This is a genomic window from Megasphaera coli, from assembly GCF_900095855.1.
Lineage (GTDB): Bacteria > Bacillota > Negativicutes > Veillonellales > Megasphaeraceae > Megasphaera > Megasphaera massiliensis_A.
Map to the genome: position 1 here is coordinate 470942 of NZ_FMIY01000002.1, position 24364 is coordinate 495305.

Annotated in this window: 24 protein-coding genes and 3 tRNA genes; 25 read left to right on the forward strand and 2 right to left on the reverse strand. The window is 45.8% G+C overall.

The window, feature by feature from the left end; translation table 11 throughout:
* The first annotated feature begins 5 nt into the window (after positions 1-5).
* The 20 genes from yabN to BQ2674_RS02740 all read left to right on the forward strand — a co-directional run bounded on the left by yabN (position 6) and on the right by BQ2674_RS02740 (position 12635).
* Positions 6-1514 carry a bifunctional methyltransferase/pyrophosphohydrolase YabN gene (gene yabN / locus BQ2674_RS08690; RefSeq protein WP_075572316.1) on the forward strand — a complete coding sequence of 503 codons (1509 nt, stop codon included), beginning with the start codon at positions 6-8 and terminating at the stop codon, positions 1512-1514.
* Positions 1515-1536: 22 nt separating this feature from the next.
* Positions 1537-1815 carry an HU family DNA-binding protein gene (locus tag BQ2674_RS02650; RefSeq protein ID WP_075572317.1) on the forward strand — a complete coding sequence of 93 codons (279 nt, stop codon included), beginning with the start codon at positions 1537-1539 and terminating at the stop codon, positions 1813-1815.
* A gap of 131 nt (positions 1816-1946) precedes the next feature.
* Positions 1947-3098: an MGDG synthase family glycosyltransferase gene (locus BQ2674_RS02655; RefSeq protein ID WP_075572318.1), complete on the forward strand. Its 1152-nt coding sequence runs from the start codon at positions 1947-1949 to the stop codon at positions 3096-3098.
* 77 nt (positions 3099-3175) lie between these two features.
* Positions 3176-4078, forward strand: a complete 903-nt coding sequence (locus BQ2674_RS02660) for a divergent polysaccharide deacetylase family protein (protein ID WP_083222294.1) — start codon at positions 3176-3178, stop codon at positions 4076-4078.
* A gap of 19 nt (positions 4079-4097) precedes the next feature.
* On the forward strand, positions 4098-4841 hold the full coding sequence (locus BQ2674_RS02665) for an SDR family NAD(P)-dependent oxidoreductase (RefSeq protein WP_075572319.1): 744 nt from the start codon (positions 4098-4100) through the stop codon (positions 4839-4841).
* A gap of 75 nt (positions 4842-4916) precedes the next feature.
* Positions 4917-5729, forward strand: coding sequence for a hypothetical protein (locus BQ2674_RS02670; protein ID WP_075572320.1), 813 nt, complete (start codon positions 4917-4919; stop codon positions 5727-5729).
* Between the two features lie 13 nt (positions 5730-5742).
* A complete protein-coding gene (locus BQ2674_RS02675) occupies positions 5743-6084 on the forward strand; it encodes a YkvA family protein (RefSeq protein WP_075572321.1) in 342 nt (113 codons plus the stop codon).
* Between the two features lie 399 nt (positions 6085-6483).
* Positions 6484-6927 carry an acyl-CoA thioesterase gene (locus tag BQ2674_RS02680; RefSeq protein WP_075572322.1) on the forward strand — a complete coding sequence of 148 codons (444 nt, stop codon included), beginning with the start codon at positions 6484-6486 and terminating at the stop codon, positions 6925-6927.
* The gene (gene murI / locus BQ2674_RS02685; protein WP_143696391.1) at positions 6920-7723 is read left to right on the forward strand and encodes a glutamate racemase; all 804 of its coding nucleotides are present in this window, start codon (positions 6920-6922) and stop codon (positions 7721-7723) included. The genes BQ2674_RS02680 and murI overlap by 8 nt, the downstream gene beginning before the upstream one ends.
* A 35-nt stretch (positions 7724-7758) precedes the next feature.
* A complete protein-coding gene (locus BQ2674_RS02690) occupies positions 7759-8301 on the forward strand; it encodes a hypothetical protein (RefSeq protein WP_075572324.1) in 543 nt (180 codons plus the stop codon).
* Positions 8302-8315: 14 nt separating this feature from the next.
* Positions 8316-8993, forward strand: a complete 678-nt coding sequence (locus BQ2674_RS02695; RefSeq protein WP_075572325.1) for a coenzyme F420-0:L-glutamate ligase — start codon at positions 8316-8318, stop codon at positions 8991-8993.
* A gap of 10 nt (positions 8994-9003) precedes the next feature.
* Entirely contained in the window at positions 9004-9612 is a 609-nt protein-coding gene (locus BQ2674_RS02700) for an XTP/dITP diphosphatase (RefSeq protein ID WP_143696416.1), read from the forward strand.
* A gap of 51 nt (positions 9613-9663) precedes the next feature.
* Entirely contained in the window at positions 9664-10437 is a 774-nt protein-coding gene (gene speD / locus BQ2674_RS02705; RefSeq protein WP_075572327.1) for an adenosylmethionine decarboxylase, read from the forward strand.
* 46 nt (positions 10438-10483) lie between these two features.
* Positions 10484-10560 (forward strand) — tRNA-Pro (locus BQ2674_RS02710).
* Between the two features lie 13 nt (positions 10561-10573).
* Positions 10574-10647, forward strand: a tRNA-Gly gene (locus tag BQ2674_RS02715).
* 28 nt (positions 10648-10675) lie between these two features.
* A complete protein-coding gene (locus BQ2674_RS02720) occupies positions 10676-10933 on the forward strand; it encodes a SemiSWEET family transporter (RefSeq protein ID WP_075572328.1) in 258 nt (85 codons plus the stop codon).
* Between the two features lie 121 nt (positions 10934-11054).
* Entirely contained in the window at positions 11055-11621 is a 567-nt protein-coding gene (locus BQ2674_RS02725) for a PepSY domain-containing protein (protein ID WP_075572329.1), read from the forward strand.
* A 104-nt stretch (positions 11622-11725) separates the two neighbouring features.
* Positions 11726-11802 (forward strand) — tRNA-Arg (locus BQ2674_RS02730).
* 196 nt (positions 11803-11998) lie between these two features.
* Positions 11999-12292, forward strand: coding sequence for a DUF2325 domain-containing protein (locus BQ2674_RS02735; protein WP_075572330.1), 294 nt, complete (start codon positions 11999-12001; stop codon positions 12290-12292).
* Between the two features lie 67 nt (positions 12293-12359).
* On the forward strand, positions 12360-12635 hold the full coding sequence (locus BQ2674_RS02740; RefSeq protein ID WP_075572331.1) for a GNAT family N-acetyltransferase: 276 nt from the start codon (positions 12360-12362) through the stop codon (positions 12633-12635).
* 50 nt (positions 12636-12685) lie between these two features.
* Here BQ2674_RS02740 and BQ2674_RS02745 read toward each other — a convergent pair whose 3' ends face one another.
* Both BQ2674_RS02745 and BQ2674_RS02750 read right to left on the reverse strand, forming a co-directional pair.
* Positions 12686-13213: a hypothetical protein gene (locus BQ2674_RS02745; RefSeq protein WP_075572332.1), complete on the reverse strand. Its 528-nt coding sequence runs from the start codon at positions 13211-13213 to the stop codon at positions 12686-12688.
* Between the two features lie 115 nt (positions 13214-13328).
* Positions 13329-14132, reverse strand: coding sequence for a class I SAM-dependent methyltransferase (locus tag BQ2674_RS02750; RefSeq protein WP_075572333.1), 804 nt, complete (start codon positions 14130-14132; stop codon positions 13329-13331).
* Between the two features lie 201 nt (positions 14133-14333).
* Here BQ2674_RS02750 and BQ2674_RS02755 point away from each other — a divergent pair, with 201 nt between their 5' ends.
* The 5 genes from BQ2674_RS02755 (at position 14334) to BQ2674_RS02775 (ending at position 24137) form a co-directional block, all read left to right on the forward strand.
* Complete coding sequence (locus BQ2674_RS02755) at positions 14334-15068, forward strand: cyclase family protein (protein ID WP_075572334.1); 735 nt, start codon at positions 14334-14336, stop codon at positions 15066-15068.
* Between the two features lie 185 nt (positions 15069-15253).
* Entirely contained in the window at positions 15254-18487 is a 3234-nt protein-coding gene (locus tag BQ2674_RS02760; protein ID WP_075572335.1) for a helicase-related protein, read from the forward strand.
* 11 nt (positions 18488-18498) lie between these two features.
* Positions 18499-19152 carry a DUF4391 domain-containing protein gene (locus tag BQ2674_RS02765; RefSeq protein WP_075572336.1) on the forward strand — a complete coding sequence of 218 codons (654 nt, stop codon included), beginning with the start codon at positions 18499-18501 and terminating at the stop codon, positions 19150-19152.
* Positions 19152-21077: a site-specific DNA-methyltransferase gene (locus BQ2674_RS02770; protein ID WP_075572337.1), complete on the forward strand. Its 1926-nt coding sequence runs from the start codon at positions 19152-19154 to the stop codon at positions 21075-21077. The genes BQ2674_RS02765 and BQ2674_RS02770 overlap by 1 nt, the downstream gene beginning before the upstream one ends.
* Positions 21078-21089: 12 nt before the next feature.
* Positions 21090-24137: a type III restriction-modification system endonuclease gene (locus tag BQ2674_RS02775; RefSeq protein WP_075572338.1), complete on the forward strand. Its 3048-nt coding sequence runs from the start codon at positions 21090-21092 to the stop codon at positions 24135-24137.
* The last annotated feature ends 227 nt before the right edge of the window (positions 24138-24364 follow it).

The window sequence follows — 24364 nt, forward strand, 5'->3', positions numbered from 1 at the left end:
ACCATATGGGAAGATTACAAATCGTCGGCCTCGGACCGGGAGATCCGGGCCTGATTACGATGGCATCCATCGTTATAATGAAACGGGCGGCTCGCCTTCTCTTGCGGACTGCCGTTCATCCGACGGCGGCATACTTGAATGAGAAGGGCATTTTCTATGAATCCCTTGATCGATTTTATGAAAACTGCGCATCATTTGAAGACGTGTATACTCATATTGTCGACTATGTTCTCGCAGCAGTAAAGGAAGGAGATGTCGTGTATGCCGTACCGGGCAGTCCGGCAGTGGCCGAGCGGACCGTAACGCTTTTGGAAGAACGCTGCAGGCGGGAAAATATTGATGTGGAAATCCTGCCGGGCATGAGCTTTCTCGAAAGCTTGTATTCGAAAATCGGCCTCGACCCGGTGAACGGCCTTTTGGTGGCGGACAGTTTCGACATTACGGCTTTGCAGACCGTACCGAACGTGCCCGTAGTCATTACACAAATCTATGACGAACACACGGCCTCGGACGTTAAGCTCTTTTTGACAAAGCGGTACGGCGATGGATATGAAGCTTTGCTGGTGCACCATATCAGCCTGCCTGACGAAAAGATTGAAAAAATAAAACTCTATGAATTGGACAGGCACCGTGAAACGGATCATCTGACGAGCCTCGTCTTGCCTTCGGCGCCGCCTGCCGCAGAGGAAGAGGCGAAAATGCCCTTTGACATAACGCCACTGACGGAGGTTATGGACCGACTGCGCGGTGAGCACGGCTGTCCGTGGGACAAGTCGCAGACTCACAAGACACTGCGCCGTTTCCTTGTGGAAGAGGTTTATGAAGCTCTCGATGCCATTGATAACAACGATAATGAGGGCATTTGCGAAGAATTCGGCGATATTTTGTATCAAGTTGTCATTCACGCGAAAATCGGGGAAGAAGAAGGGCTGTTTAATGCCCAGGATATAGTGGATCACGTGACGAAAAAGATGATTAAGCGACATCCGCACGTTTTTTCTGAAAAAAGCCTTGAAAATACTGGTGCTAGTGTGATAAACTGGGATAGACTTAAACAGGATGAAGGGCGCCAACAGCATAAATACTTGCTTGACGGCGTGACGAAGGGGTTACCGTCCCTACTTGAATCCTATAAGTTGCAGGACAAAGCCGGTAAGGTCGGATTCGGATGGTCTTCCGTCGAAGGCGTATGGGACAAGCTTTCTGAAGAGCTTGCCGAATTTAAGGCGGCCGTGCAGGGCGGTGAAGCGAACCATATGGAAGAAGAAGCCGGCGATGTGCTGTTCGTTCTCGTCAATCTGCTGCGGTATTACGGGATTGAGCCTGAATGCGCGTTACATCGAGCCAATACCAAGTTTCGTCGTAGATTTGCCCATGTAGAAGATCGGGTCACCGCATCCGGTCGGACGTGGAGTGAATTTACACCGGACGAATTGGACAACTTCTGGAGTGAGGCTAAAGCTGCGGAGCGGCAACTCACCGGAAAGAGATTGGCCGATAATAATAAGATGTAACTATTTAAAGGAGGATTTATTGATGAATAAGACAGAATTGATTGCCAGTGTTGCTCAGAAATCCGAGCTGACGAAAAAAGATGCTGAAAAAGCGGTAAAGGCCGTTTTCGAAGCAGTCAGCGAAACACTGAAAAAAGGCAAAAAAGTTCAGATTATCGGTTTCGGTACATTTGAAGTTCGTCAGCGCAAAGCTCGCGAAGGCCGCAACCCCCGCAACAATCAGGTGATTAAGATTCCCGCATCTAAGACGCCTGCATTCAAAGCCGGAAAACAGTTGAAAGATTTAGTAAATAAAAAATAAGTATTTTGATTAAAATGAAGAGCCGTGTTTACGTGACGCGGCTCTTTCTTTTTTTACCCGAATAGCGTAATATATATATGATAGACAGGTGCTTTCTGTAAAATGCGGTAAAAAGTCGAGCGGAGTAAACAATGGCTAAAAAAATCCTGATTATGTCCGCGTCCATCGGGACGGGTCATACACAAGCTGCGCGCGCCATAGAAGAATATATGAGCGCAGTCTATGCCGATTACGAAGTGGAACATGTGGATTTTATATCCAATGAGGTGTTGTCCATTGATAATCTCGTAAAAGAAACATATATCAAGATTTTGGATTTCTTTCCACTCGTCTATGACCTAATGTATTATTCGTCCCAAGGGTATAAAAAGGGCATGATTGTCAAAACCTGTTTTGCCTGGGGGCTGAAGCGGCGGATGTCACGTATTTTGGCGGAAAAGAGGCCGGACATCCTCGTCTGCACGCACCCCTTTCCGGCAGGTGCCGCAGCCCTCTTGAAGCGGCAGCGCAGGCTTGACGTGCCCATTGCAGGCGTCATCACGGATTTTGCTGTTCACTCCCTCTGGGTGTACCCGCAGATTGACCGGTATTTTGTGGCGGCGCCGCACTTAAAGGCCAAACTTGCCGGCCAAGGTATTGATGCAGCCAAAATTTTCGTCTCCGGTATTCCGGTGCGCACGGCCTTTACACAGGAGCGTCGGCAAAACGACGGGGCCGGGCAAAAAGAGAAGAACGTGCTCATCATGGGCGGCGGTCTCGGCATGGGTTCCATCAAAGAATCGCTCGTGCTTCTGGACAAGTTATCCTGTGTCGATACGTTTACAGTCATTACGGGCCACAATGCGGATCTTTTTGACGACTTGTCGCAGGTGCAGGCAAGCTTACGGCACAAGGTACATATTTACGGTTACACGAATCAAGTGTCTTCTTTAATGGCACAGGCATCGCTCCTTGTGACCAAGCCGGGTGCCCTGACCTGTACGGAAGCGGCTGCCGTCGGCGTACCGTCCGTCTTTTTCAGCCCCATTCCCGGCCAGGAAGAGGCCAATGCGGCGTATATGCAGGAAAAAGGCTGTGCGCGCTGGGTCAAGACACAGGACAGGCTCATTGAAGCCGTGACGGATTTGTTGGAACATCCGGACTGCCTGCGGGATATGTCCCGGGCGTGCCGTTTTTGCCGCTGTGACGGTGCGCAAATCATCGGCCGCCGTGTGATGGAACTCATGGCGCCTGACCGTGAAGGAGTGTCTCCGGTAGGCATTAAGATCCCTTCCGAGGCGTAAATTCCATTATTGTGATCAGTATAAGTTCGGTGTAGAAAGAATTCTTTTTACGCCGACCTTTTTTATAAGGAGAAAAAATGGCGGGAAAAAGAAGAAGGACCGCGAAAAATCAGGGTATTTCCAAAAAGGCCGTGTTTATCCTGGGGCTTTTTATTGCGCTCTGCGTAATCGGCTTTGCTTATATGCGCCAATCGGGGGAAGAAGTCATTACCTTCAGTACGGACAGTGCCGTCGCGACGTCGACCGATGCGGACAAGACCGACAAGACGGAAAAGGATGACACGGCCAAAGAGCGGGAAAAAGGGCACAAACAGCCGAAAACGGTGAAGGGACGGCTGTCAATCGTCATTGACGACTGCGGCACCGATATGGCGGTCCTTGAAGGACTAAACGCCGTTCCCGTCGATTTGACATACGCCGTCATGCCCTTTAAGTCTCATACGATTGACAGTGCGGAAAGCGGACGTAATGCAGGGCGGAAGATCATCGTCCACTTGCCTATGGAGCCCTTGGATGTGCCTTCGTCGGAAGAGATTTTCATCAGTTCGGACATGGGTGACAGCAAGATACGGGCGACAATGAACGAACTCATCGATCAGGTTCCTTATGCGGTGGGTATTAACAATCATCAGGGTTCGAAGGCGACGGCCGACAGCCGTGTCATGAAGGCCGTCATGTCGGTCCTTAAAAAGCGGGATCTCGTCTTTTTGGACAGCCGTACGAACACCGGATCCGTCGGTGAAGAGACGGCCCGTGCCGCCGGTGTGGCGACGACGAGGAACAATCTCTTTCTCGACAACGATACGTCCGTGAATGCTGTAAAAGAGCGGCTGCGCCAAGCGGCAAGGATGGCCGTAAAGAACGGCCACGCCGTCGCCATCGGCCACTGCAGGGAAAATACTCTGCGTGCCATCAGGGAGACGGTCGACGAACTGACCGATGAGGGCATAAAATTTGTTTTTGTAACGGATCTTATGTAAAGGAAGGTGGTGAGCGTTTATGAACTCTAAAGCGGTTCTCATCAGCGGCGGTACGTCGGGCATCGGTCTGGCAACGGCGGAAATCCTCTTACGGCGCGGTTGGCGCGTAGCCGTAAACGGCCGCGATATAGTGCGCGGCGAGGCCGCTTTGGCATATCTCGCCGCGCAGGAAAGAGCCGTCTTCATACGCGGCGACGTGGCGACGGCGGAGGGGTGTGATGATATTGTCGCACAGACCTTGCACTGTTTCGGCCGTTTGGACGGGCTGGTTACATCGGCAGGATACTACGCTGAGGGGATCCTTCCGCATGTGAGCGAAGAAGACGCGCAGCGCATATTTGCAGTCAACGTATACGGCACGATTTTTCTCTGTAAGGCGGCCTTACCTTATCTTAAAAAGACAGGCGGCTCTATCGTTACCGTTTCCAGTGATGCCGCCATACAGGGGAATATTGCCTGTTCTCTCTACGCCGCTACGAAGGGAGCCGTTACGGCTTTTTCCCGATCTCTCGCCCTTGAAACGGCTCTCCACGGCGTGCGTGTGAACTGCATTTGCCCGGGTGACGTGAAAACGCCTCTCGTCGACAAACAATTGGCGGCAGACGAAAAACTCGATTTACAGAGTATGGGTGACCTTTATCCCCTCGGGCGCATTGCCGAAGCGGCGGAAGTAGGAAAGGCTGCGGCCTTTCTTTTAAGTGATGACGCATCCTTCATTACGGCGACGGTCCTGCCTGTTGACGGCGGTTTGACAAGCTGGTAAAAACGTGGGAAAATATGACAATTAACAGGGTAATACTATAATTGACTGGGTATAGTGAAATAAGAGGTGGTTCTCATGACGAACGAAGAAATGGAACAATTGAAAAAGTTGGAAGAAGAAATTGCCGCCTTGAAGGCTAAGGTTGCGGAGCTTACGGAAAATGGCGAAACGAATGCCGATACGCAGGCATTGACCGTCATTAACGCTATGGACGAAACGACGGAAGATAAGGACGTAAAAGTGGAAACGCTGTGCCGCTGGGCTGCGGCCCGTGCCGGCGCCATTGTCGTCGCTCCTCTTGTCGGCACGGTAGCGCTCATGGCCAACGAGGTATACCTCGTCAGCCGCATTGCGCGCATTTATGATGTAAAATTGACGGAACGGGCCGTGCTTGCGTTCCTGGGTGCCATGGGCAGCCGTATGGCGGGCAACCTCCTGACGACGCTCATTCCTTTCTCGGCTATTCAGGTTCCCGTTGCCGTCGGCATTACATACAGCCTCGGCCGCGTGACGCAGCGCTGGCTCCGTGACGGCATGCCCGACGACATGACGCCGTATATTGAAATGTTCGGCCAGTGGAAGGACAAGGCGAAAGAACAGGTCGAAAAGCTGAAAGATAATCCGCTCAAAAACGTTCCCCTCGGAGACGAAACGAAGGATTTCTTGGCCAAATGGGGGAATGTCGCTAAGGATGCCGCAGTAGACGTAAAGGAAAAGGGCAAGGAAATTTATAAGCAAGTACTCAATCAGCGCGATCTGGCCGATGAAATCGTTGCGGACGGCGAAGAAGGGGAAGAAGAAACGGCCGTTGACGGGGAAGTCATGGACGAACAGATTGAAGATCAAGTTCGCGCCGCCGTTGAAGACGCCAAGAAGCCCTTAGAGTAAGAAAGGAAACACCATGCTCAAATGGTTAATCTGCTTTTCCCGCTTTTATTCACCCGTGAAGTTCTTGCATTTCATCAAGACGGCATGCAGAAAGATTCGTTTTTTGCCGAAGCTCATGATGATTTATTATTGCCTCACCGATGCGGATACGCCGAAATTCGTGCGGCTCGTCCTCATGGGCGCTGTAGGTTATGCGATTCTGCCCTTTGATTTTATTCCCGACCTCCTGCCGGGAGTCGGCTGGATTGATGATGCGGCCGTCATTGCGGCGGCGCTGTCTTTTGCCGGTACGTACGTCAAGCCGGAACACAGGGAGAAGGTGCGCAAGCTCTTTCCCCTTGCCAAATTATCGTAAGTCATGAAGATTCCAACAGGTAAGCACGCCTGTTGGAATTTCTTTGTCCGGATTATTGAGAAACCCCGTTCTATACTATCGGATCTGTTCCGGCAGGAATGGAATATTTGTCGATTTTGTACTCTTGCTTACTTGGGTGTATGGGCGAGGTATTTCATTTGCTCTCTGCGAGCAGAGAGCAATGTTCGCTTATGAGATACACTGTACGGTTGAAATGGATCAGGAGGCTGAATGCCGGGGCGTGGTATTTGACGATATTATTTTACCCATACCGTTATGGAGCATTCTGCCAAGTTATGTTTGACGGCTTGGGACGGAAGGCGGCATAAATTGACAAAAAACGGGCGTCAGCGTACAATTAACGTGTTGTTTCGGTGATTTGCAGGGGAGCTATGCAAGATGATTATTACAACGGAAAAGGTTCGCTTTTATGAAACGGACATGATGGGAATCGTCCATCATTCCAATCAGATTCGCTGGTTTGAATGCGGCCGCTGCGCTTATTTTGACGCGGCCGGTCTGGATCTGTTCGAGCTGATGGATGAAGGGATTCTCTTTCCTATAAAAAATATTACGTGCGATTATATTAATCCTATAAATTTCAATGACGTCATCGATATTGAAACGCGCCTGACGAAGTTGACGCGGGCACAAATGGTCTTTACATACCGGATTGTGCGCCATGACGACGGTACGCTCTTATGTGTCGGCACGTCGCAGAACGTTTTTACATACAAAGAAAATAACCGCGTTGCCCGCTTGCCGGACAGGCATTTTAACAAATTCAAAGAGTTATATGAAGCCGATAAGGCCGCGGTGCAGGCGGTGCCCGACCGTGGCTGATTCGGCGCGGCCCATAGGCGTATTCGACTCGGGTGTCGGCGGCCTTACGGTCGTCAACAAACTGCGCCACTTATTGCCGCATGAGGATATTGTCTACTTGGGCGATACGAAGCGCAACCCCTACGGTGCACGGACGAAAGAAGAGCTTATCCGTTTTACGCGGGAAATCATCGCTTTTCTCAAAACGCGGCACGTAAAGCTCATCGCCTTTGCCTGCAATACGGCGACGGCAGCGGCATACGACACGGTTGTCGGCGAAACGGATATACCTCTTCTCGGTATGTGCCGCGGCATCAAGACGGCTGCCGGTATCAGCTCGGAAAAGCGCATTGCCGTCTTTGCCACACCCGTCACCATTGCCAACCACATTCACAGGAATGAGGCTGCCCGCCTTGATAAGACGCTGGAAATCGTGGAGCAGCCCTGCGCGACTTTAGCGGGTCTCATTGAACGGGGATGCCTGGAAGGCGAAGAAATACGTGCCGCCGTCGCTGCCGACACGGCACCTGTCCTTAAAGCCGGTGTCGATACGGCCATCTTCGGCTGCACGCACTATCCCTTTGTACAGCCTGTCTTCGAGTCTTTCTGCGGTGACTCCGTCGTCTTTGTCGACCCGGCCCATGAAACGGCCCTTCAGGCGTCTGCGCTCCTAAAGAAGCGCGGCCTTTTGAATGAGCAGAAGCAAAACGGGTATTTGCAGCTTTTCTTTACGGCCGAAGCGGGGCGAGGAGCCGATTTGGCTACGCACCTTTTGGAGCCCGACTCGTTCACAGTCAGGGAAGCCCTTTTGTCTTAACAGTTTACAGTCTTAGCGAAAAGGAGTCTTGTACCGTGTATTTTTATATTGGCCTGAACATCATCATCGCTCTTATCGGTTGTATTGCCGCACTCTACTTGGCATTTCGCCTGTTCTCGTGGAAACAGGGGGACGCCAAATTTATCATTGAGGCACGCCGGCGCGATCCCTTTGCCTTGAAGTCGATGAGTACGGACACGGCCGTTTTTGAAACGGAAGTACCATTTCACAACGGCGGTAAACAGTTGGGCACGATTATGGACTTTTATCCGCGCGTCCTTTTACCGCGTGAACAGTACGACCTTTGTGCCGTTACGGCGCAGCTTGCCAATAAGGACGCGGAACGGGACGACGGCTACTGGGAATCGGTCATTTATTACCCTCACAAGGGCAGCCGCATTCGCGTTACCGTGACGCTCACGAGCAAGGGAGGCAATATTCGCGAAGACCTGCGCACCTTTCCGGACATGCCTGTCGACCTCGTCTATCAGGCCGTGTCGCGCAGTGAATGGTACATACACAAGGCACGCATTACGCTGAAAGCATCGGAAGTGCGGCATGCTTTGGAACAGGCGTAAAGGAGGATGCAACCATGGCGGAATTGGAATTAATTCCTGTAAAAACACGGATTCTTACGGATAAAGATAATATTGTCGATGCTGTTGAAGAGTACACACGCGGTACCGCAGGCGCGGACGACCTTGTTTGTGTCGCCGAAAGCGTTGTAGCCATTACACAGCACCGCTTTACGCGCCCTGAAGAGCTGACGCCGTCGTGGCAGGCGCACCTCATGCGCCGTTTCGTGCCGGGCGAAGGCAGTATGGCCAGCCTCTACGGCATGCAGGCGGCCATGGAGCTGGAAGGGGAATGGAAGATGCTCTTTGCCTTTATCGTCGGCTTCATTGCCAAATTATTCGGCAGAGACGGCGTCTGGTACAAACTGTGCCGCCAGGCATCTTTGACGGATGATGTGACGGGAACCATGCCTCCTTTTGACAAATGCATCGTCTACGGACCGGAAGACCCGCACGGCGTGGCGGAAAAAATAAAGCACCGCCTCGGCTGCTACGGTGCCTGCGTAGCCGATGTAAACGACTTGAAGCGCTCCGCCGTCCTCGGTTATTCCAAGGGCCTGCACCCGCAGGAAATCGCCAAGATCCTGATCGATAATCCCTTCGGCAACGCGTCTCAGAAGACGCCTGTCGTCATCATTAAAAACTATGGCGCCGTCGCGAGAAATCGCAGGGCCGAACAAAAGGCCGGGCAGTAAGATGAAGCGCATAGAGATGCTTGTAATGGCCACGCACAATAGTGGAAAGCTTCGCGAGTTTCGGCGTGTCCTCGAACCCCTCGGCTTTGAAGTCAAAGCCGTCCGTGACGTCGTGCCCGGCATAACCGAGCCGGAAGAGACGGGAACGACGTTTGCGGAAAATGCTCTTCTCAAGGCCGAATACTACGCACAAAAGACGGGATTACCCGTTCTGGCCGATGATTCGGGCCTCGTTGTGGATGCCTTGGACGGAAGGCCGGGTGTCTATTCGGCGCGTTATGCCGGAATGCCGTCCGATGATGAAGCAAACAACCGAAAACTCGTGCAGGAACTGACGGGCGTGCCTAAAGAAAAGCGGACGGCCCGCTATATGTGCGTTCTCATCTTGGTCGTGCCCGGGTGTGAACCGGTTGTCTGTGAAGGCACCTGTGAAGGACTCATTCATGACGAGCCCGCCGGTAACGGCGGTTTCGGCTATGATCCGTATTTTTACGTGCCTGCAAAAGGGAAGACCATGGCTGCCATGAGCCTTGACGAAAAAAATGAAATCAGCCACAGGGGCAAGGCCCTGCGGCACATGGCGAAACGGCTGCAGGAGCTTGCGGCCTTATCGGTATAATAGACAAAACATACAGGCAACTGTAAATTCAGAGGGGAATAAGGGGAGACCATGACTGTAAAAAAGAAAAAATTAAAACTCTACGGCTTTAATAACCTGACCAAAACGCTGAGCTTTAATATTTATGATGTCTGTTATGCCGATACGGAAGAAGCGCGCCGTCATTACATTGAATATATTGACGAAGTCTACAACGCCGCACGGCTTACGGAAATTTTGAAAAATGTTGCCTCCATCATCGGTGCCAACGTGCTGAACGTAGCCAGCCAGGACTACGATCCCCAAGGAGCGAGCGTGACCATCCTCATATCGGAAGAAGAAATCGCGCCCGATGCGGACGTTGTCTGTCATCTCGACAAGAGTCACTTGACCGTCCATACGTACCCGGAAAGTCATCCCCAAAAGGGTATATCCACGTTCCGTGCCGATATTGACGTATCGACGTGCGGCAAAATATCACCCCTCAACGCCTTGAATTACCTTCTCGGCTGCTTCGACTCGGACATCGTCACCTTGGATTATCGCGTCCGCGGTTTTACGCGCGACATGAACGGAAAGAAGCTCTTCATCGATCATCGTATCAATTCCATCCAAAATTATATTGCCCGTGATACGCGTCATTTGTACAATATGATTGACGTCAACGTATATCAGGAAAATATATTCCATACGAAGATGATGCTCAAAGAGTTTGAACTGAACAACTATCTTTTCGACATTACGGAAGACCAGTTGCCGGCAAAGAAACGGGAGGATATCCGCCGCCAATTGAAGCAGGAAATGCTGGAAATTTTCAACGGCCGCAACATGCCGACCATTCGTTAGATAATTTGACAATATACATGAAAATCAGTATAATTACTACTGTTGGCGGGGCATAGCGCAGCTTGGCAGCGCACCTGGCTTGGGACCAGGGGGTCGCAGGTTCAAATCCTGCTGCTCCGACCAAAACGGTATGCGTGCGGGTGTAGCTCAATGGTAGAGCGCCAGCCTTCCAAGCTGGTTACGTGGGTTCGATTCCCATCACCCGCTCCATTTTTAATTTTTTCAATAGAGGAAGAATATGACTAGTAAAATAGCAAAACTTGGCTCAATTGCTTCGGCGATGTCGATATGTATGTATGTTTCATATATTCCGCAAATTATGGGAAATCTTTCCGGTCATAGGGGCGACTGGATTCAACCGTTCGTCGCTTTTATTAACTGCACGTTGTGGGTCTGCTACGGTTTATTCAAAAAAGAGCGTGACTGGCCTATCATATTTGCCAATATTCCGGGGATCATTTTCGGTTTAACGGCAGCACTTACAGCTTTATTTTGATTGTTACGTAAAAAAACGTTGAACCGGTTTTTTTGTATAGAATTTATGTAATTATTGTTTATAGACTAGCGCCTCTGAGATCCGCATAATAGACATGACTTATATAATCCGGGGGGATATCATGAAAAAAGTAACGATATATGCACTTTTAACGGTTTCCGTGCTTACGTCAAGCGTTTTTGTGAATGCTTCGGCAGTTGACGGGAGAATGGGAAGAGATCGGGATAAACCGGTTCTTGCGGCTGTAATAAAGGCAAACCAATCTGTTGATTATTTAGATGCTGTCTTACTCTTCAAGAAACAATACGGCACAGATATACGGATTAAATCCGTGTCCTTCGAAGGCAAACACCGTCCTTATTATAAGGTGAAAGGATTTACCCCGTATGCAGAAAAAACACTGAAGATTTATGTTGATACGGGAGAAGTTTTCAATGAAGAAAGTAATAAAAAAGATGTGGACTGGCAGAAGAAAGACGTCCTCTCTTTGAGCAGTCTTATTACGCCGCAAATTGCTATGGACATCGCCATGAAAGCGGTCAACAAAGAGACGCAGGTTTCCGAATGGTCTCTCGAAAGAGGACAGGATGGAAACGTCTGCTATGAATTTGAACTTGTCGACAACGGCGGCAACGAAAAAGAAGTTAAGATTGATGCGGTCATCGGCAAGATCGTTTCCGTAAAATAAGCGGAGTTAGGCGGTCTTTGCGGCGACCTCTTTTCTTGGATAAGCCTGATGATAATGGTATACTCATACAGGACGCCGTAAAGACCGCCTGTAAGCATATACATGACTCAGTAGCTCAGCTGGATAGAGCAACAGCCTTCTAAGCTGTGGGTCTAGGGTTCGAATCCCTACTGGGTCACCAAAGTAAAAGAGCTTTCTTAAAGGGAAGCTCTTTTTGCGTTATATCATATATGCAAAGATAGGGTCGTTAATATTAAAAATTCACAACTACTATTGACAAAAATTCTTATTTTAATATATACTCGTAACTGTAATTGAAATACGTTATCAAAATATAGAAAATAAGTATTCGTGTTCATAGAGAAGGGGAGATGAGAATGAACGTAGTCATAGTAGGTGGTAATGACTGTATGGTGTGTAGATACAAGAATATTTGCAAGAAATATTCTTATAAGGCAAAGGTATTCACACAAGTACCGAGCGACTTCAAATCAAAAATCGGCTGCCCCGATTTAGTCGTCCTCTTTACGAGTACTGTCAGCCACAGTATGGTACGGTGTGCCGTTAAAGAAGCACAGCGGAAAAATGTGGAAGTCATTCGCTCGCATACGAGCAGTGCCAATGCGCTCGTAAATATTTTGGAAGAGCGTGCCGACCGCAGCGTCGGGTAGAACGGTTGAAAGTCCCTCTTTTTGTGATATAGTAGAAATAAGCAGACTATATGAAAGGGTGACGGCTATGGAGTTTAAATACGGCGATGAACGGGTTTGGTTGGAAGACAAGGATGGCAAGACTGTTGCGGAAGTTGATTTTCCGATGCAGCCGGACGGAACATATACGATTACGCATACCTTTGTGGACGATTCTTTGCGTGGCGGGGGCGTGGCCGGTAAAATCGTTCAGGCGGCGGCGGAATATATTCGCCGTACGGGAAGAAAGGCTTCCGTTACCTGCTCTTATGCGGAAACTTGGGCAAAGCGGCATAAAGAGTTCGAAGATATATTTATTAAATAGTGAAGAGAGGCCGTTTCGCATGCAGCATGCATGGCGAAACAGCCTCTTACTTATTTTAACATCTTCTCAAACCAATTATCTATCATTACCTGATCAGGTGATTTGTCTTTGTCCCGTTCTCTTTTTTTCTCCGCATTTTTTTCTTTTTCTATGGCCAATTCCAATTCTTTTTCTTTGATGCGGCTGTTATAATGATTTTCCGCTATGCTGTTCACCACGGCAAGGGCATAGTCCTTACCGGAAGGATAGACCGAGGTATTATAGAGATCCGCTTCCGCATGCCGGTATAAGGGCAGGCGGTCCGTATGGAAATAGTCTTCCCTGTTATACTCGCGAACGGTTTGATTATAATCCTGTATTGCGTGCTGGCGTTTGGCATATAATTTTTCGATTGCCCTGTTGATATTCCGTACGTATGCATCCACCTCATTTTTATAGGCATCCATTTCCCGGCGGGTGGCCATATTCGGCAGCACCGGCTTCTCATAGCTCACAAAGTCGGGATAGTCGCTGTACGCATTGCAGGCAAAGGACTGCATGGCAACCAGAAGAGTAAAAATGATATGTCGTTTTTTCATTCACTGTCTCCTTTGTGTAAAATAAAATCACTGTCATTTTACCAAAAATACGGAGGAAATGGGAAGAGCGGCACCTATAGAAGTATGTAAACGGATTTATGCCGGTTGCTCAAGTTCAGCGAAAGGCTATTTTTACGATCTTGTCGTTGCAATTCTGATTCCACCAGGGAATGCATGATAAAATACCCATGATGCCCCAACGCTTCCTATACCCTTCATACAGCGTCCGCTGCCCTTTATAAATAATGGCGGGATTCATCGTTTCAAGCTCCCTGCCGTCTTTAACGCCCCATTTGAAAGGGGCCGTTTTTTCCGATACGGAGTCATGATACTTTTGCTTTCCGATAATAAACGGCGGCATGACTTCTATCAACATGTAAGCTCCCGGGAAGTTTGTCGCTATACCGGCAAAAAGATTCTTCATTTCGTCCTTTGAAAAATACATGGAAGCGCCTTCCATAATAAAAAGTACGGGGCGGTTACCGGCGTCCACCGAGGATACCCAGGACGGATCCAGGATGGACCGGCCTATGTTGTGCACGTTTTCCGGCTCCTCGGGCAGAAGTGTGCGGCGCAGTGCCATGACCTCGGGCAGATCGAAATTATACCAGTCCGCTCGGCCGCAGTCCAACCGGTAAAACCGCGTATCCAGCCCGGCGGCCAAATTAATGCATACGGCATTCTGATGCTGATGCAGAAAGTCTTGTGCTTCCTTATCGAAAATATGACTGCGGACGACCGTTCCGATTTGAGACCATTTGGCCTTGGCAAATTTATTGAAATCATAATCAAGCTTATTCATCATCTCAACGGCCAGAGGATCCTCGAGCAGCCCGGAAGTCGTTTTTTTTGTTTCATAAGCGCGTGCCCAAAGCGTTATTAATAATGTTTCTTCCACTCCCTGTAATTTTACTTCCATAGTTTCAGACCTCCTGTTCGAGATTATATATTTAACGGATTACCTAAGAATAGCACAACATAGATTAAATGACAATTAATTTCAATATATTTCGCTTTATCATATAAAAGGATTTGCCCCTTTCCGCGGAGAATTATAACAATATACATATTATTTATATTCGCAGCAATAAATGCATATGATGCGGAAAGGAGGCTTAGTATGACTAATCTATGGGAATTGGTAAAGGAGCTTAAATCCGAGGACTGCCGCTGGATAGATCTGACACATGAGTTGAGTCCTCAGACACCGCACTGGTACGGCTTCGGAGAGTTGGAGACGGAACGTATTTTCGATTTTGGCCCGGATTGTATCTTTCGGGCCGACAAATACGTCATTCCTGCAGGACAATTCGGTACGCATGTCGACGCACCGGGGCACTTCAATCAAGGCTGCCGCAGTCTGGAGCAGATAAAACTTACGGAAATGCTGTATCCTCTCGTCGTTGTTGATAAATCCCGGTCCTGCGCGGAAAATGCCGACTACGAACTTACTGTCGACGATTTAAAAGAATGGGAGGCAGCACACGGAACGATTCCGGAAGGTGCCTTCGTAGCCTTTCGTTCCGATTGGTCCAAGCGTGCGGATATGAATAATTACGATGAAAACAAAGCTCCGCACTATCCGGGATGGAAGCCTGACGCTATCCGGTGGCTCGTGGAAGAACGGAATATCGGTGCCGTCGGGCATGAAACCGGCGATACGGATGCACCGGCGGCGGGAACAAATTTTGCCGGAGAGACGTATATTCTGAAAACGGATCGCATCCAGGTCGAACTCATGACAAATCTGGATAGTGTCCCGCCCACGGGGGCAATCATTTTCGTCACCTTCCCCAAAGTAAAAGACGGTATGGGGTTCCCCGCACGAGTTTTCGCCATCTGCCCGGCCAATTGAAATTTGCCTGCCTGAGCGGCAAGGCGGTTTCCTATAAGCGGAAGCCGCCTTGCTTTTGTGTCGGAGTGACCTGCGGAGCGGTAAAAAACCGGAAAAATTAAAACTTTATGAATGTTGTGTGGATTGATATAATAAAATGGTGAGACAGAACGGAATAAAATATGTATAGGGAGCACCAAAATAAAATGGGAACAAAGGTATTTAACAATACGACAAAAATAGTTCGTGATGATATGATTGCTACTATTCGCAGAGGGAGCAAGATTTCTATTGCTGCGGCCTGCTTTTCTATATATGCGTATCAAGAATTGAAAAAACAATTGGAGTCTGTAGAGGGATTTCGTTTTATCTTTACAGCACCTACTTTCGTAGCAGAAAAAGTGGAGAAACAAAAACGGGAATTTTACATACCACGGTTACAGCGTGAAATCGGCCTTTACGGGACAGAATTTGAAGTACGCCTGCGCAATGAATTGACACAAAGGGCAATCGCAAAAGAATGCGCTGACTGGATTAAAGAGAAAGGTACTTTTAAATCCAATAGAACTGGGGAAAATATGAGTAGTTTCATGACTGTTATTAACGAACAGCAGCAAATTACCTATGTGCCATTAACTGAATTTACAACAGTTGGCATAGGTTGTGAGCGTGGCAATAATAGTTATAATTTGATTACAAGTATTGAATCACCGGAATCCATGGAATTCATACAAACGTTCGAGTCACTGTGGAATGACAAACATAAGTTGCAGGACGTGACGAAAGAAGTTATTGAAAACATTACTACGATCTACACAGAAAATTCGCCTGAATTTATGTATTTTATGACGCTTTATCATGTGTTCAGCGAATTTCTCGATGATATTTCCGAAGATGAACTGCCCAACGAAGCGACGGGATTTAAACAGAGCAAGATCTGGAGTATGCTTTATGAGTTCCAACGAGAAGCGGTTTTGGCGATTATTAATAAATTAGAGCGCTATAACGGTTGTATTTTGGCGGATAGTGTCGGCTTGGGCAAGACCTTTACAGCTCTTGCGGTTATAAAGTATTACGAAAACAGAAATAAAAGCGTTCTTGTTCTTTGCCCGAAAAAACTGGTTGAAAATTGGAATACATACAAAGATAACTATGTTAACAATCCGATTGCTACCGATCGTTTGAATTATGATGTTCTCTTCCATACGGACCTGTCACGAGATCATGGTATATCGAACGGTCTTGATTTGGATAGATTGAATTGGGGTAATTATGACCTTGTTGTTATTGACGAGTCCCATAACTTTCGTAACGGCGTGGGTACGCAGACGAATACGAAAGAAAATAGGTATGTGCGGCTGCGAAATAGAATTATTAAAGCCGGCGTAAAAACGAAAGTACTGATGATTTCTGCAACGCCCGTAAATAATCACTTCACAGATTTAAAGAATCAATTAGCCCTTGCCTATGAAGGCGATGCAAAAAATATTAATAACAAGCTGGATACTAAGAAGCCCATTGATGATATTTTTAAACAGGCGCAAAAAGCCTTTCGTGAGTGGAGTGATTTAGATGCGCCGGAACGGACAACGGAAACATTGTTGAAGAAGTTGGACTTTAACTTCTTCAAGCTTCTTGACGGTGTTACAATTGCGCGTTCAAGAAAACATATTGAAAAATACTACGACACGAGAGAAATCGGAGAATTCCCAGAACGGAAAAAACCTATTACTTTACGGCCGAAACTGACGGATTTGAATTCAGTTATTAATTACAACGAAATTTATGAAGAAATGTCAAAGCTAAATCTGAGCATCTATACGCCGTCAAACTATATTTTTGAGAGTCATTTGGATAAATATATTGACGTCATGCATAATAAGGGAAATCTTACGCAGAAGGGGCGTGAAGCGGGCATACGTCGTTTAATGAGCATTAATTTGTTGAAACGTTTGGAAAGTTCCGTCAATTCCTTTTTGTTGACCTTGCAGCGTATGCAGACACTTATAGAGGCAACAATAAAAAATATTGATCACTATGAAACATATAAAGAAGTAAGTTCTGCAGCCTATGAAGCGAATACGGACGATTTTGACATGGATGAAAATGATGTGGAAGATTTTACGGTAGGCAAAACATTTGCCATTGATTTGAGAGACATGGATTATAAAACATGGCGCAGTCACCTTTGCAATGATGCGGAAATATTAGGGATTCTCATTTTAATGGTTAAAGATATTACACCGGAACATGATTTCAAATTACAACAACTGCTCAGTCTTATTTCTGAAAAAATTGAGCGTCCTTTTAATGTCGATAATAAAAAGATACTTATCTTTTCAGCTTTTTCTGATACGGCAAAGTATTTATATGCGAATGTTGCGCCGTATATAAAAAAGAAATACGGTTTGAATACGGGCATTGTTACAGGGACGGAAGACGAAAAAACGAATATTGTCGGGTTTCCGGCGACACTGAACAATGTGCTTACCTGTTTTTCACCGATCTCTAAAGGAAAAAACCTGTTGATGCCGACAAGTCATGATGAAATTGACGTGCTTATCGCAACGGACTGTATTTCGGAAGGACAAAACCTTCAGGACTGTGACTACGTAGTGAACTATGACATCCATTGGAATCCCGTGCGGATTATACAGCGCTTCGGGCGAATTGACCGTATCGGCAGCAAGAATGAATACATTCAGCTTGTCAATTTCTGGCCCGACATGAATTTAGATGAGTATATCAATCTGAAGGACCGCGTCGAAACGCGCATGAAAATTTCCGTTATGACCTCGACCGGTGATGACGACCTGATTAATACCGAGGAAAAGGGGGATCTTGAATACAGAAAAACACAACTAAAAAGGTTGCAAGAAGAAATTGTGGATATTGAAGATATGTCCACAGGTGTATCTATTATGGATTTGGGCCTTAACGAATTTCGGCTCGACCTTATGGAATACGTCAAAGCACACGGTGATATGGATAAGTTCCCCAAGGGGATGCATGCTGTTGTAAAAGCGACGGAAGAACTCCCGGAAGGCACTATATTTGTGTTGAAAAACAGAAACAATGGCGTAAATATTGACAATCAAAACAGGATTCATCCGTTTTACATGGTCTATATAGCCACGACAGGAAAAATTATTTGTGACTACTTAAATCCGAAAAAACTTCTTGATGATATTCGCCTGTTATGCAGAGGTAAGAAAGAACCGATAAAAGACCTTTGTGCACAATTCAATGCCGAAACGGATGACGGCAAAAAAATGGATGTTATGTCTGGACTTCTTAACGAAGCAATTGCGTCTATCATTAACAGGAAAGAAGAAAGCGATATTGACAGCCTCTTTTCTGCAGGAGGGACTTCCGCCCTCATGGCCGAGGTATCCGGTTTGGATGACTTTGAACTCATTTGCTTTTTAGTTGTAAAATAAGGGAGTAATCGATGATTGGATTGCCGAAAACAACAGAATTTAATAAGCGAATACCTAAGCAAAAGTTTTATAAGCATTTAGATATATCGACAACCGTAAGAAAGGCTTTTGCCAAACAGGTAAAGTCTGTCTACTGGAAAAATAAAATAGCTGTGACTACAATGAATTTAGCTGTCGGTATGGACGTAGCGGAGCTGGAAATATTTGAAATTTGCTTGAATACTCCGTATATAAGTGAAGAATTATTGTGTCAAATAGATAGAACAATTCCGTACTTCATACTTTTTTTGTTGGAATATGATGGAAAATATCAGGCTTGGATCGGCTATAAAGAAGCGGCAGCGACTGGCAAAAATGTATTTAAAGTAAGTGGCTATTATCATACGGAATGGTTATCTGAAAGAGATCTGCCCTTACGGGTGATGGGCATTAATTTAGATGAAGTATACGAAAATTTTGTTCGTCAAATCGCCGGTACATGTTTGTCGATGAAAATAACCGGTGAAAGCCTGAAAGAATCAGTCACAAGAGATGAAAGGAAACGAAAACTGAATAAGGAAATTGCTGCTTTACAAGGCAAGATTCGCAAGGAAAAGCAGTTAAACAAACAAATGGAATTAAAAAATTATCTGAGGAAACTTCAAAAGGAGCGGGAGGACTTGTAATGGAGAAGATGCGGATGGAATCAGTAGATGGGACAGCTCAAAATATAGAAAAAATAGAAGCTCTGTTTCCCAATTGCATCACCGAAACGAAGGATGAAGCGGGAACACCGAAGAAGACTGTAAAATTTGATCTTTTAAAGCAAATGCTTTTACCTGATGTAATCGAAGGTGACGAGGCCTATGAATTTACATGGGTCGGTAAGAAAGCCGCCATTGTTGAAGCTAACAAACCCATTCGCAAGACCTTGCGCCCGTGCAAGGAAGAAAGCGTGAATTGGGACACAACAGAGAATCTCTATATTGAAGGTAAAAATACGGATGTATTAAAACTTTTGTCTGAAAGTTATCTTGGAAAAGTTAAATTGATTTATATTGATCCTCCGTACAATACAGGGAATAATATTATTTATCCGAATGATTATAGCTTGAGGCTTGAGGAGTATGAGGAATTATCGGGGCATTACGATGATGATGGAAATGTACTGGTAAAAAACACTAATAGCAATGGACGATTTCACTCAGACTGGTGTTCATTAATGTATAAAGTGCTTCTTGTAGCAAGAAATATATTGCGAAAAGACGGATATATAGCATTGGCGATTGATGACAATGAGCTTTATACATTAAAATTGATTTGTGATGAGGTATTTGGCGAACAAAATTATATTGGAACCATTGTGACTCGATGTAATCCACAGGGGAGAAACAGGAATAATATTGACCCAGTACATGAATATCATCTTGTATACGCAAATGATATATTTGCGATGCCCTTATTTAGAATAAAAAAGAAATCTGAACAAAGTGGGTATGGATACCTTATTCGGAGTGGAACAAACTCAAGGAAATTTGAGAGACCATCTAGATTTTATCCAATACTCGTAAAAGATGGGATAATATCTATGATAACTAAGGACGAATATAACAAAATTTATGCGAAAAATCGTGAATTTGATGAAGCCTTTATTAAAGAATTAAAAAATAGATATGAACACGAAGGCTATACTTTTATTTTGCCTATTTCAAAAAACGGTGAGGAAAAAGTATGGCAGAGGACTTTTGACCGAGTTTTAGGAGAATATCAAACTTATATATATGAGGCTGGACAAATAAAAATTCCTATGGAAAATACGAGAACTCCTATCAGTTTATGGTCTGAAGATATTTATAGTAACGTGTCTAATGGAACGAATAGAATAAAAGCGCTATTTGATAATGAAGTGCTGTTTGATTTTTCAAAAAGTTTGTTTACCGTAAAGGATTTTATTTCTTTGAATACATCTGAAGATGATGTTATACTAGATTTTTTTAGTGGATCAGCAACTACTGCGCATGCAACGATGCTTTTAAATTCAGAAGATAATGCTAAGCGAAAATTCATTATGGTTCAAATTCCTGAGCCGTGTAAAGAAGATACTCCTGCCTATAAAGCAGGATATAAGACGATTTGTGAAATCGGCAAAGAACGCATTCGTCGGGCCGGTAAGATGATTCTTGAAGAGTCAGGTGCTAATATTGACGTCGGTTTTCGCGTGTTGAAGGTGGACGATACAAATATGAAGGATGTCTACTACAGTGCTGTTGAATATGATCAAATGAAACTTCCTAACTTGGAGTCTAATATTAAAGAAGACCGTACGGATTTAGATCTTCTTTTCGGATGCCTTCTCGAATGGGGATTGCCACTTTCGCTGCCGTACACGTCGGAAGAGATAGATGGCTGCACGATACACAATTATAACGACGGCGATTTGATTGCCTGCTTCAATGAAAACATTCCAGACAGCGTCGTCAAGGCTATTGCCGGATGTAAACCACTTCGAGCTGTATTTCGGGACAGCAGTTTTGCTGACAGCCCCGCCAAAATTAATGTGACCGAAATCTTTAAGCTCATGGCACCGGACGCAAGCGTAAAGGTTATTTAAGAGGTAAGTTGTATGAAACTAAGATTTAAGCATCAAAAATTTCAAGCCGAAGCGGCCAAGGCTGTCGTTGATGTGTTTGCCGGTCAGCCGTACGGTCAACCAACATATATGATGGATAAAGGTAATTCGCCGCAGCGCTCTTTAACGGAGAATGACGATTTCACCGGTTGGAACAATATGTGTCTCGTACCAGAACTGAGTGATTCACTGCTTGTATTGGAACATATACAGACCGTGCAACGGGCCAATCATATTAAGCCGTCCGAAAAATTGGAAGGACGCTTTAACTTGACCGTTGAAATGGAAACAGGTGTGGGCAAAACGTATACGTACATTAAAACTATGTACGAACTCAATCGCGCCTACGGCTGGAGTAAGTTCATCGTCGTAGTGCCAAGCATTGCTATTCGCGAAGGTGTGTATAAGACCTTTCAAATGACGCAGGAACACTTTGCCGAAGAATACGGTAAGAAGATTCGTTTCTTTATTTATAAGTCCACGCAGCTTACGGAAATCGACCGCTTTGCATCGGACAGTGCCATGAATGTTATGATTATCAATTCGCAGGCATTTAATGCGAGAGGTAAGGATGCACGCCGCATTTACATGAAGCTTGACGAGTTTCGTTCGCGCAAGCCCATTGATATTATTGCCAAAACTAATCCTATTCTTATTATTGATGAGCCGCAATCGGTCGAAGGTAAACAGACCAAGGAAAGCTTGAAACAGTTTAATCCGCTCATGACCTTACGCTATTCGGCAACACATAAGAGTGACAGTATTTACAACATGGTCTATCGTCTGGATGCAATGGAAGCGTATAACAAACAGCTTGTGAAAAAAATTGCCGTCAAGGGGATCACGGAGTCGGGTTGTACGGCGACGGACAGCTATATTTATTTGGAAGGCATTAATCTTTCAAACTCTGCGCCTACAGCAACAATTCAGTTTGACTGTAAGGGAGCAACTGGTATCCGAAAAGTTTCACGTATCGTTTCGGAAGGATATAACTTGTATGATAACTCTAATGGTATGGAAGAATATAAGAATGGTTTTGTCGTCTCGCATATTGACGGACGGGATGATTCAGTAGAGTTTATTAACGGTATTAAGATTTATGCCGGTGATGTCATCGGTAAGGTTAATGAAGACCAGTTGCGTCGAATTCAAATTCGGGAAACCATTATTTCCCATATTCAGCGGGAGCGACAACTCTTTCATAAGGGCATCAAGGTGCTTTCGTTATTCTTTATTGATGAAGTTGCCAAGTATAAGCAGTATGATGTGGCAGGACAGCCGTTAAACGGTATATATGCGGATATGTTTGAAGAAGAATACAAAGATGTAATCAACGGCCTGCAAGCGGCCTTTTGGGAAGAAGACTATTATGCATACTTACAGGCCATTCCCGTAGAGAAGACGCATGCCGGGTATTTTTCTATCGACAGAAAGGGGAAGATGATAGATTCCAAGGTAGGTCGCAGAGAGACGACGACAAATGATGTAGATGCGTATGACCTTATTATGAGAAATAAGGAGTTGCTCCTCGATCGTAACCCGGAAAAATCGCCTGTGCGCTTTATTTTCTCCCATTCAGCCCTGCGTGAAGGTTGGGATAATCCGAATGTGTTTCAAATTTGTACCTTAAAGCAGAGCGGCAGCGATGTGCGCAAGCGGCAAGAAGTAGGGCGAGGCCTGCGCCTTTGCGTCAATCAGGATGGTGAGCGGATGGATGCCAATATGCTCGGCAGTGACGTACATAATATTAACGTGCTTACAGTCATTGCCAATGAAAGCTATGATTCCTTTGCCAAGGGCTTGCAGCAAGAATTGGCCGAAGCCGTTACGGACAGACCGCGGGCGGTAACGGCAGACTTGTTTGAAGGAAAGACTGTGAAAGACGGTGCCGGCAACAGCGAAACTATTGACGGCAAAATGGCAAACGGTATTTACTTTGACCTCGTTCAGAATGGTTATGTAGACAGAGACGGTACGTTGACAGATTTATATTATAAAGATAAAACGGACGGCAATATCAGGTTGCCTGACAACTTGATTGAGTATATTTCGGACATCGTGGAAATACTTGATTCCGTTTACTTCGACAACCTCATGCAACCGGAAAACGCGCGGGCAAACAATGTGGAGCTAGCTGTCAATGTGGATAGGCTTGCCATGCCCGAATTTAAGGAACTTTGGAAAAAAATTAATGCCAAGTCTGTCTATGTTGTCGACTTTAATACGGACGAACTCGTCCATAAAGCCATTAATTCGTTAAATCACAGACTTCAGATTTCGCCCATATACTTTAAAGTGGAGTCTGGGCAAATGGAGAAAATCGAGTCCAAAGCGAACTTGCGCGACGGAAAGGACTTTGTAAAAGAAAATTCGCGGCAACAGCGAGATCTGGTAAAGGCAAGCTCCAACATTAAGTACGACTTAATCGGTAAACTTGTCGATGAAACGGGTCTTACGAGAAAAGCGGTCATACAGATTCTTCAAGGTATTGAACCAGACACATTTGCACAATTCAAAAATAATCCGGAGGAATTTATTATCAAGGTAGCTGCTCTTATTAATGATGAAAAAGCAACGGCCATTATTGAACACATTACGTATAACGTGCTTGATGAAAAATACGGTATTGATGTATTTACGGAACCGACCATTAAAGGGCGTCTTGACGTGAATGCCATGAAGGTCAAGAAACATCTCTACGACCACATTGTCTACGATTCGACAAATGAACGGACCTTTGCAGCGGAGCTTGACACGAATTCGGATGTGGCTGTGTATGTGAAGCTTCCGGACGGGTTTTATATTTCCACGCCCGTCGGGCGTTATAATCCGGACTGGGCCATTGCTTTTTATGAAGGACATGTAAAGCATATTTACTTTGTCGCCGAAACAAAAGGTTCTCTGGATTCCATGCAGTTGCGGCTCATTGAAGAGTCGAAAATTCACTGTGCAAGAGAGCATTTCAAAGCCATTAGCAGTGGCAATGTTGTTTACGACGTAGTAGACAGCTATAAGGCATTGTTGGATAAAGTAATGAAGTAGATTCTTACTGTGGCAATACAAAAACAAAGCTAAATAAACTATAATGGTGTATTCTTTGGAGTGCACCATCCACGAAAGAAAAATTAACTTAAATAATGAAATTATTTGAGGAAAATCCAGTTCGTATTAGTTGTGGTAGTGAGAAAGACGAGAATGCGTTGGTTACAATTTGTAGCCGACTTGAAAATGCGAATTTTAGAGGAAAGTGAGCTATTGATATTTTGACG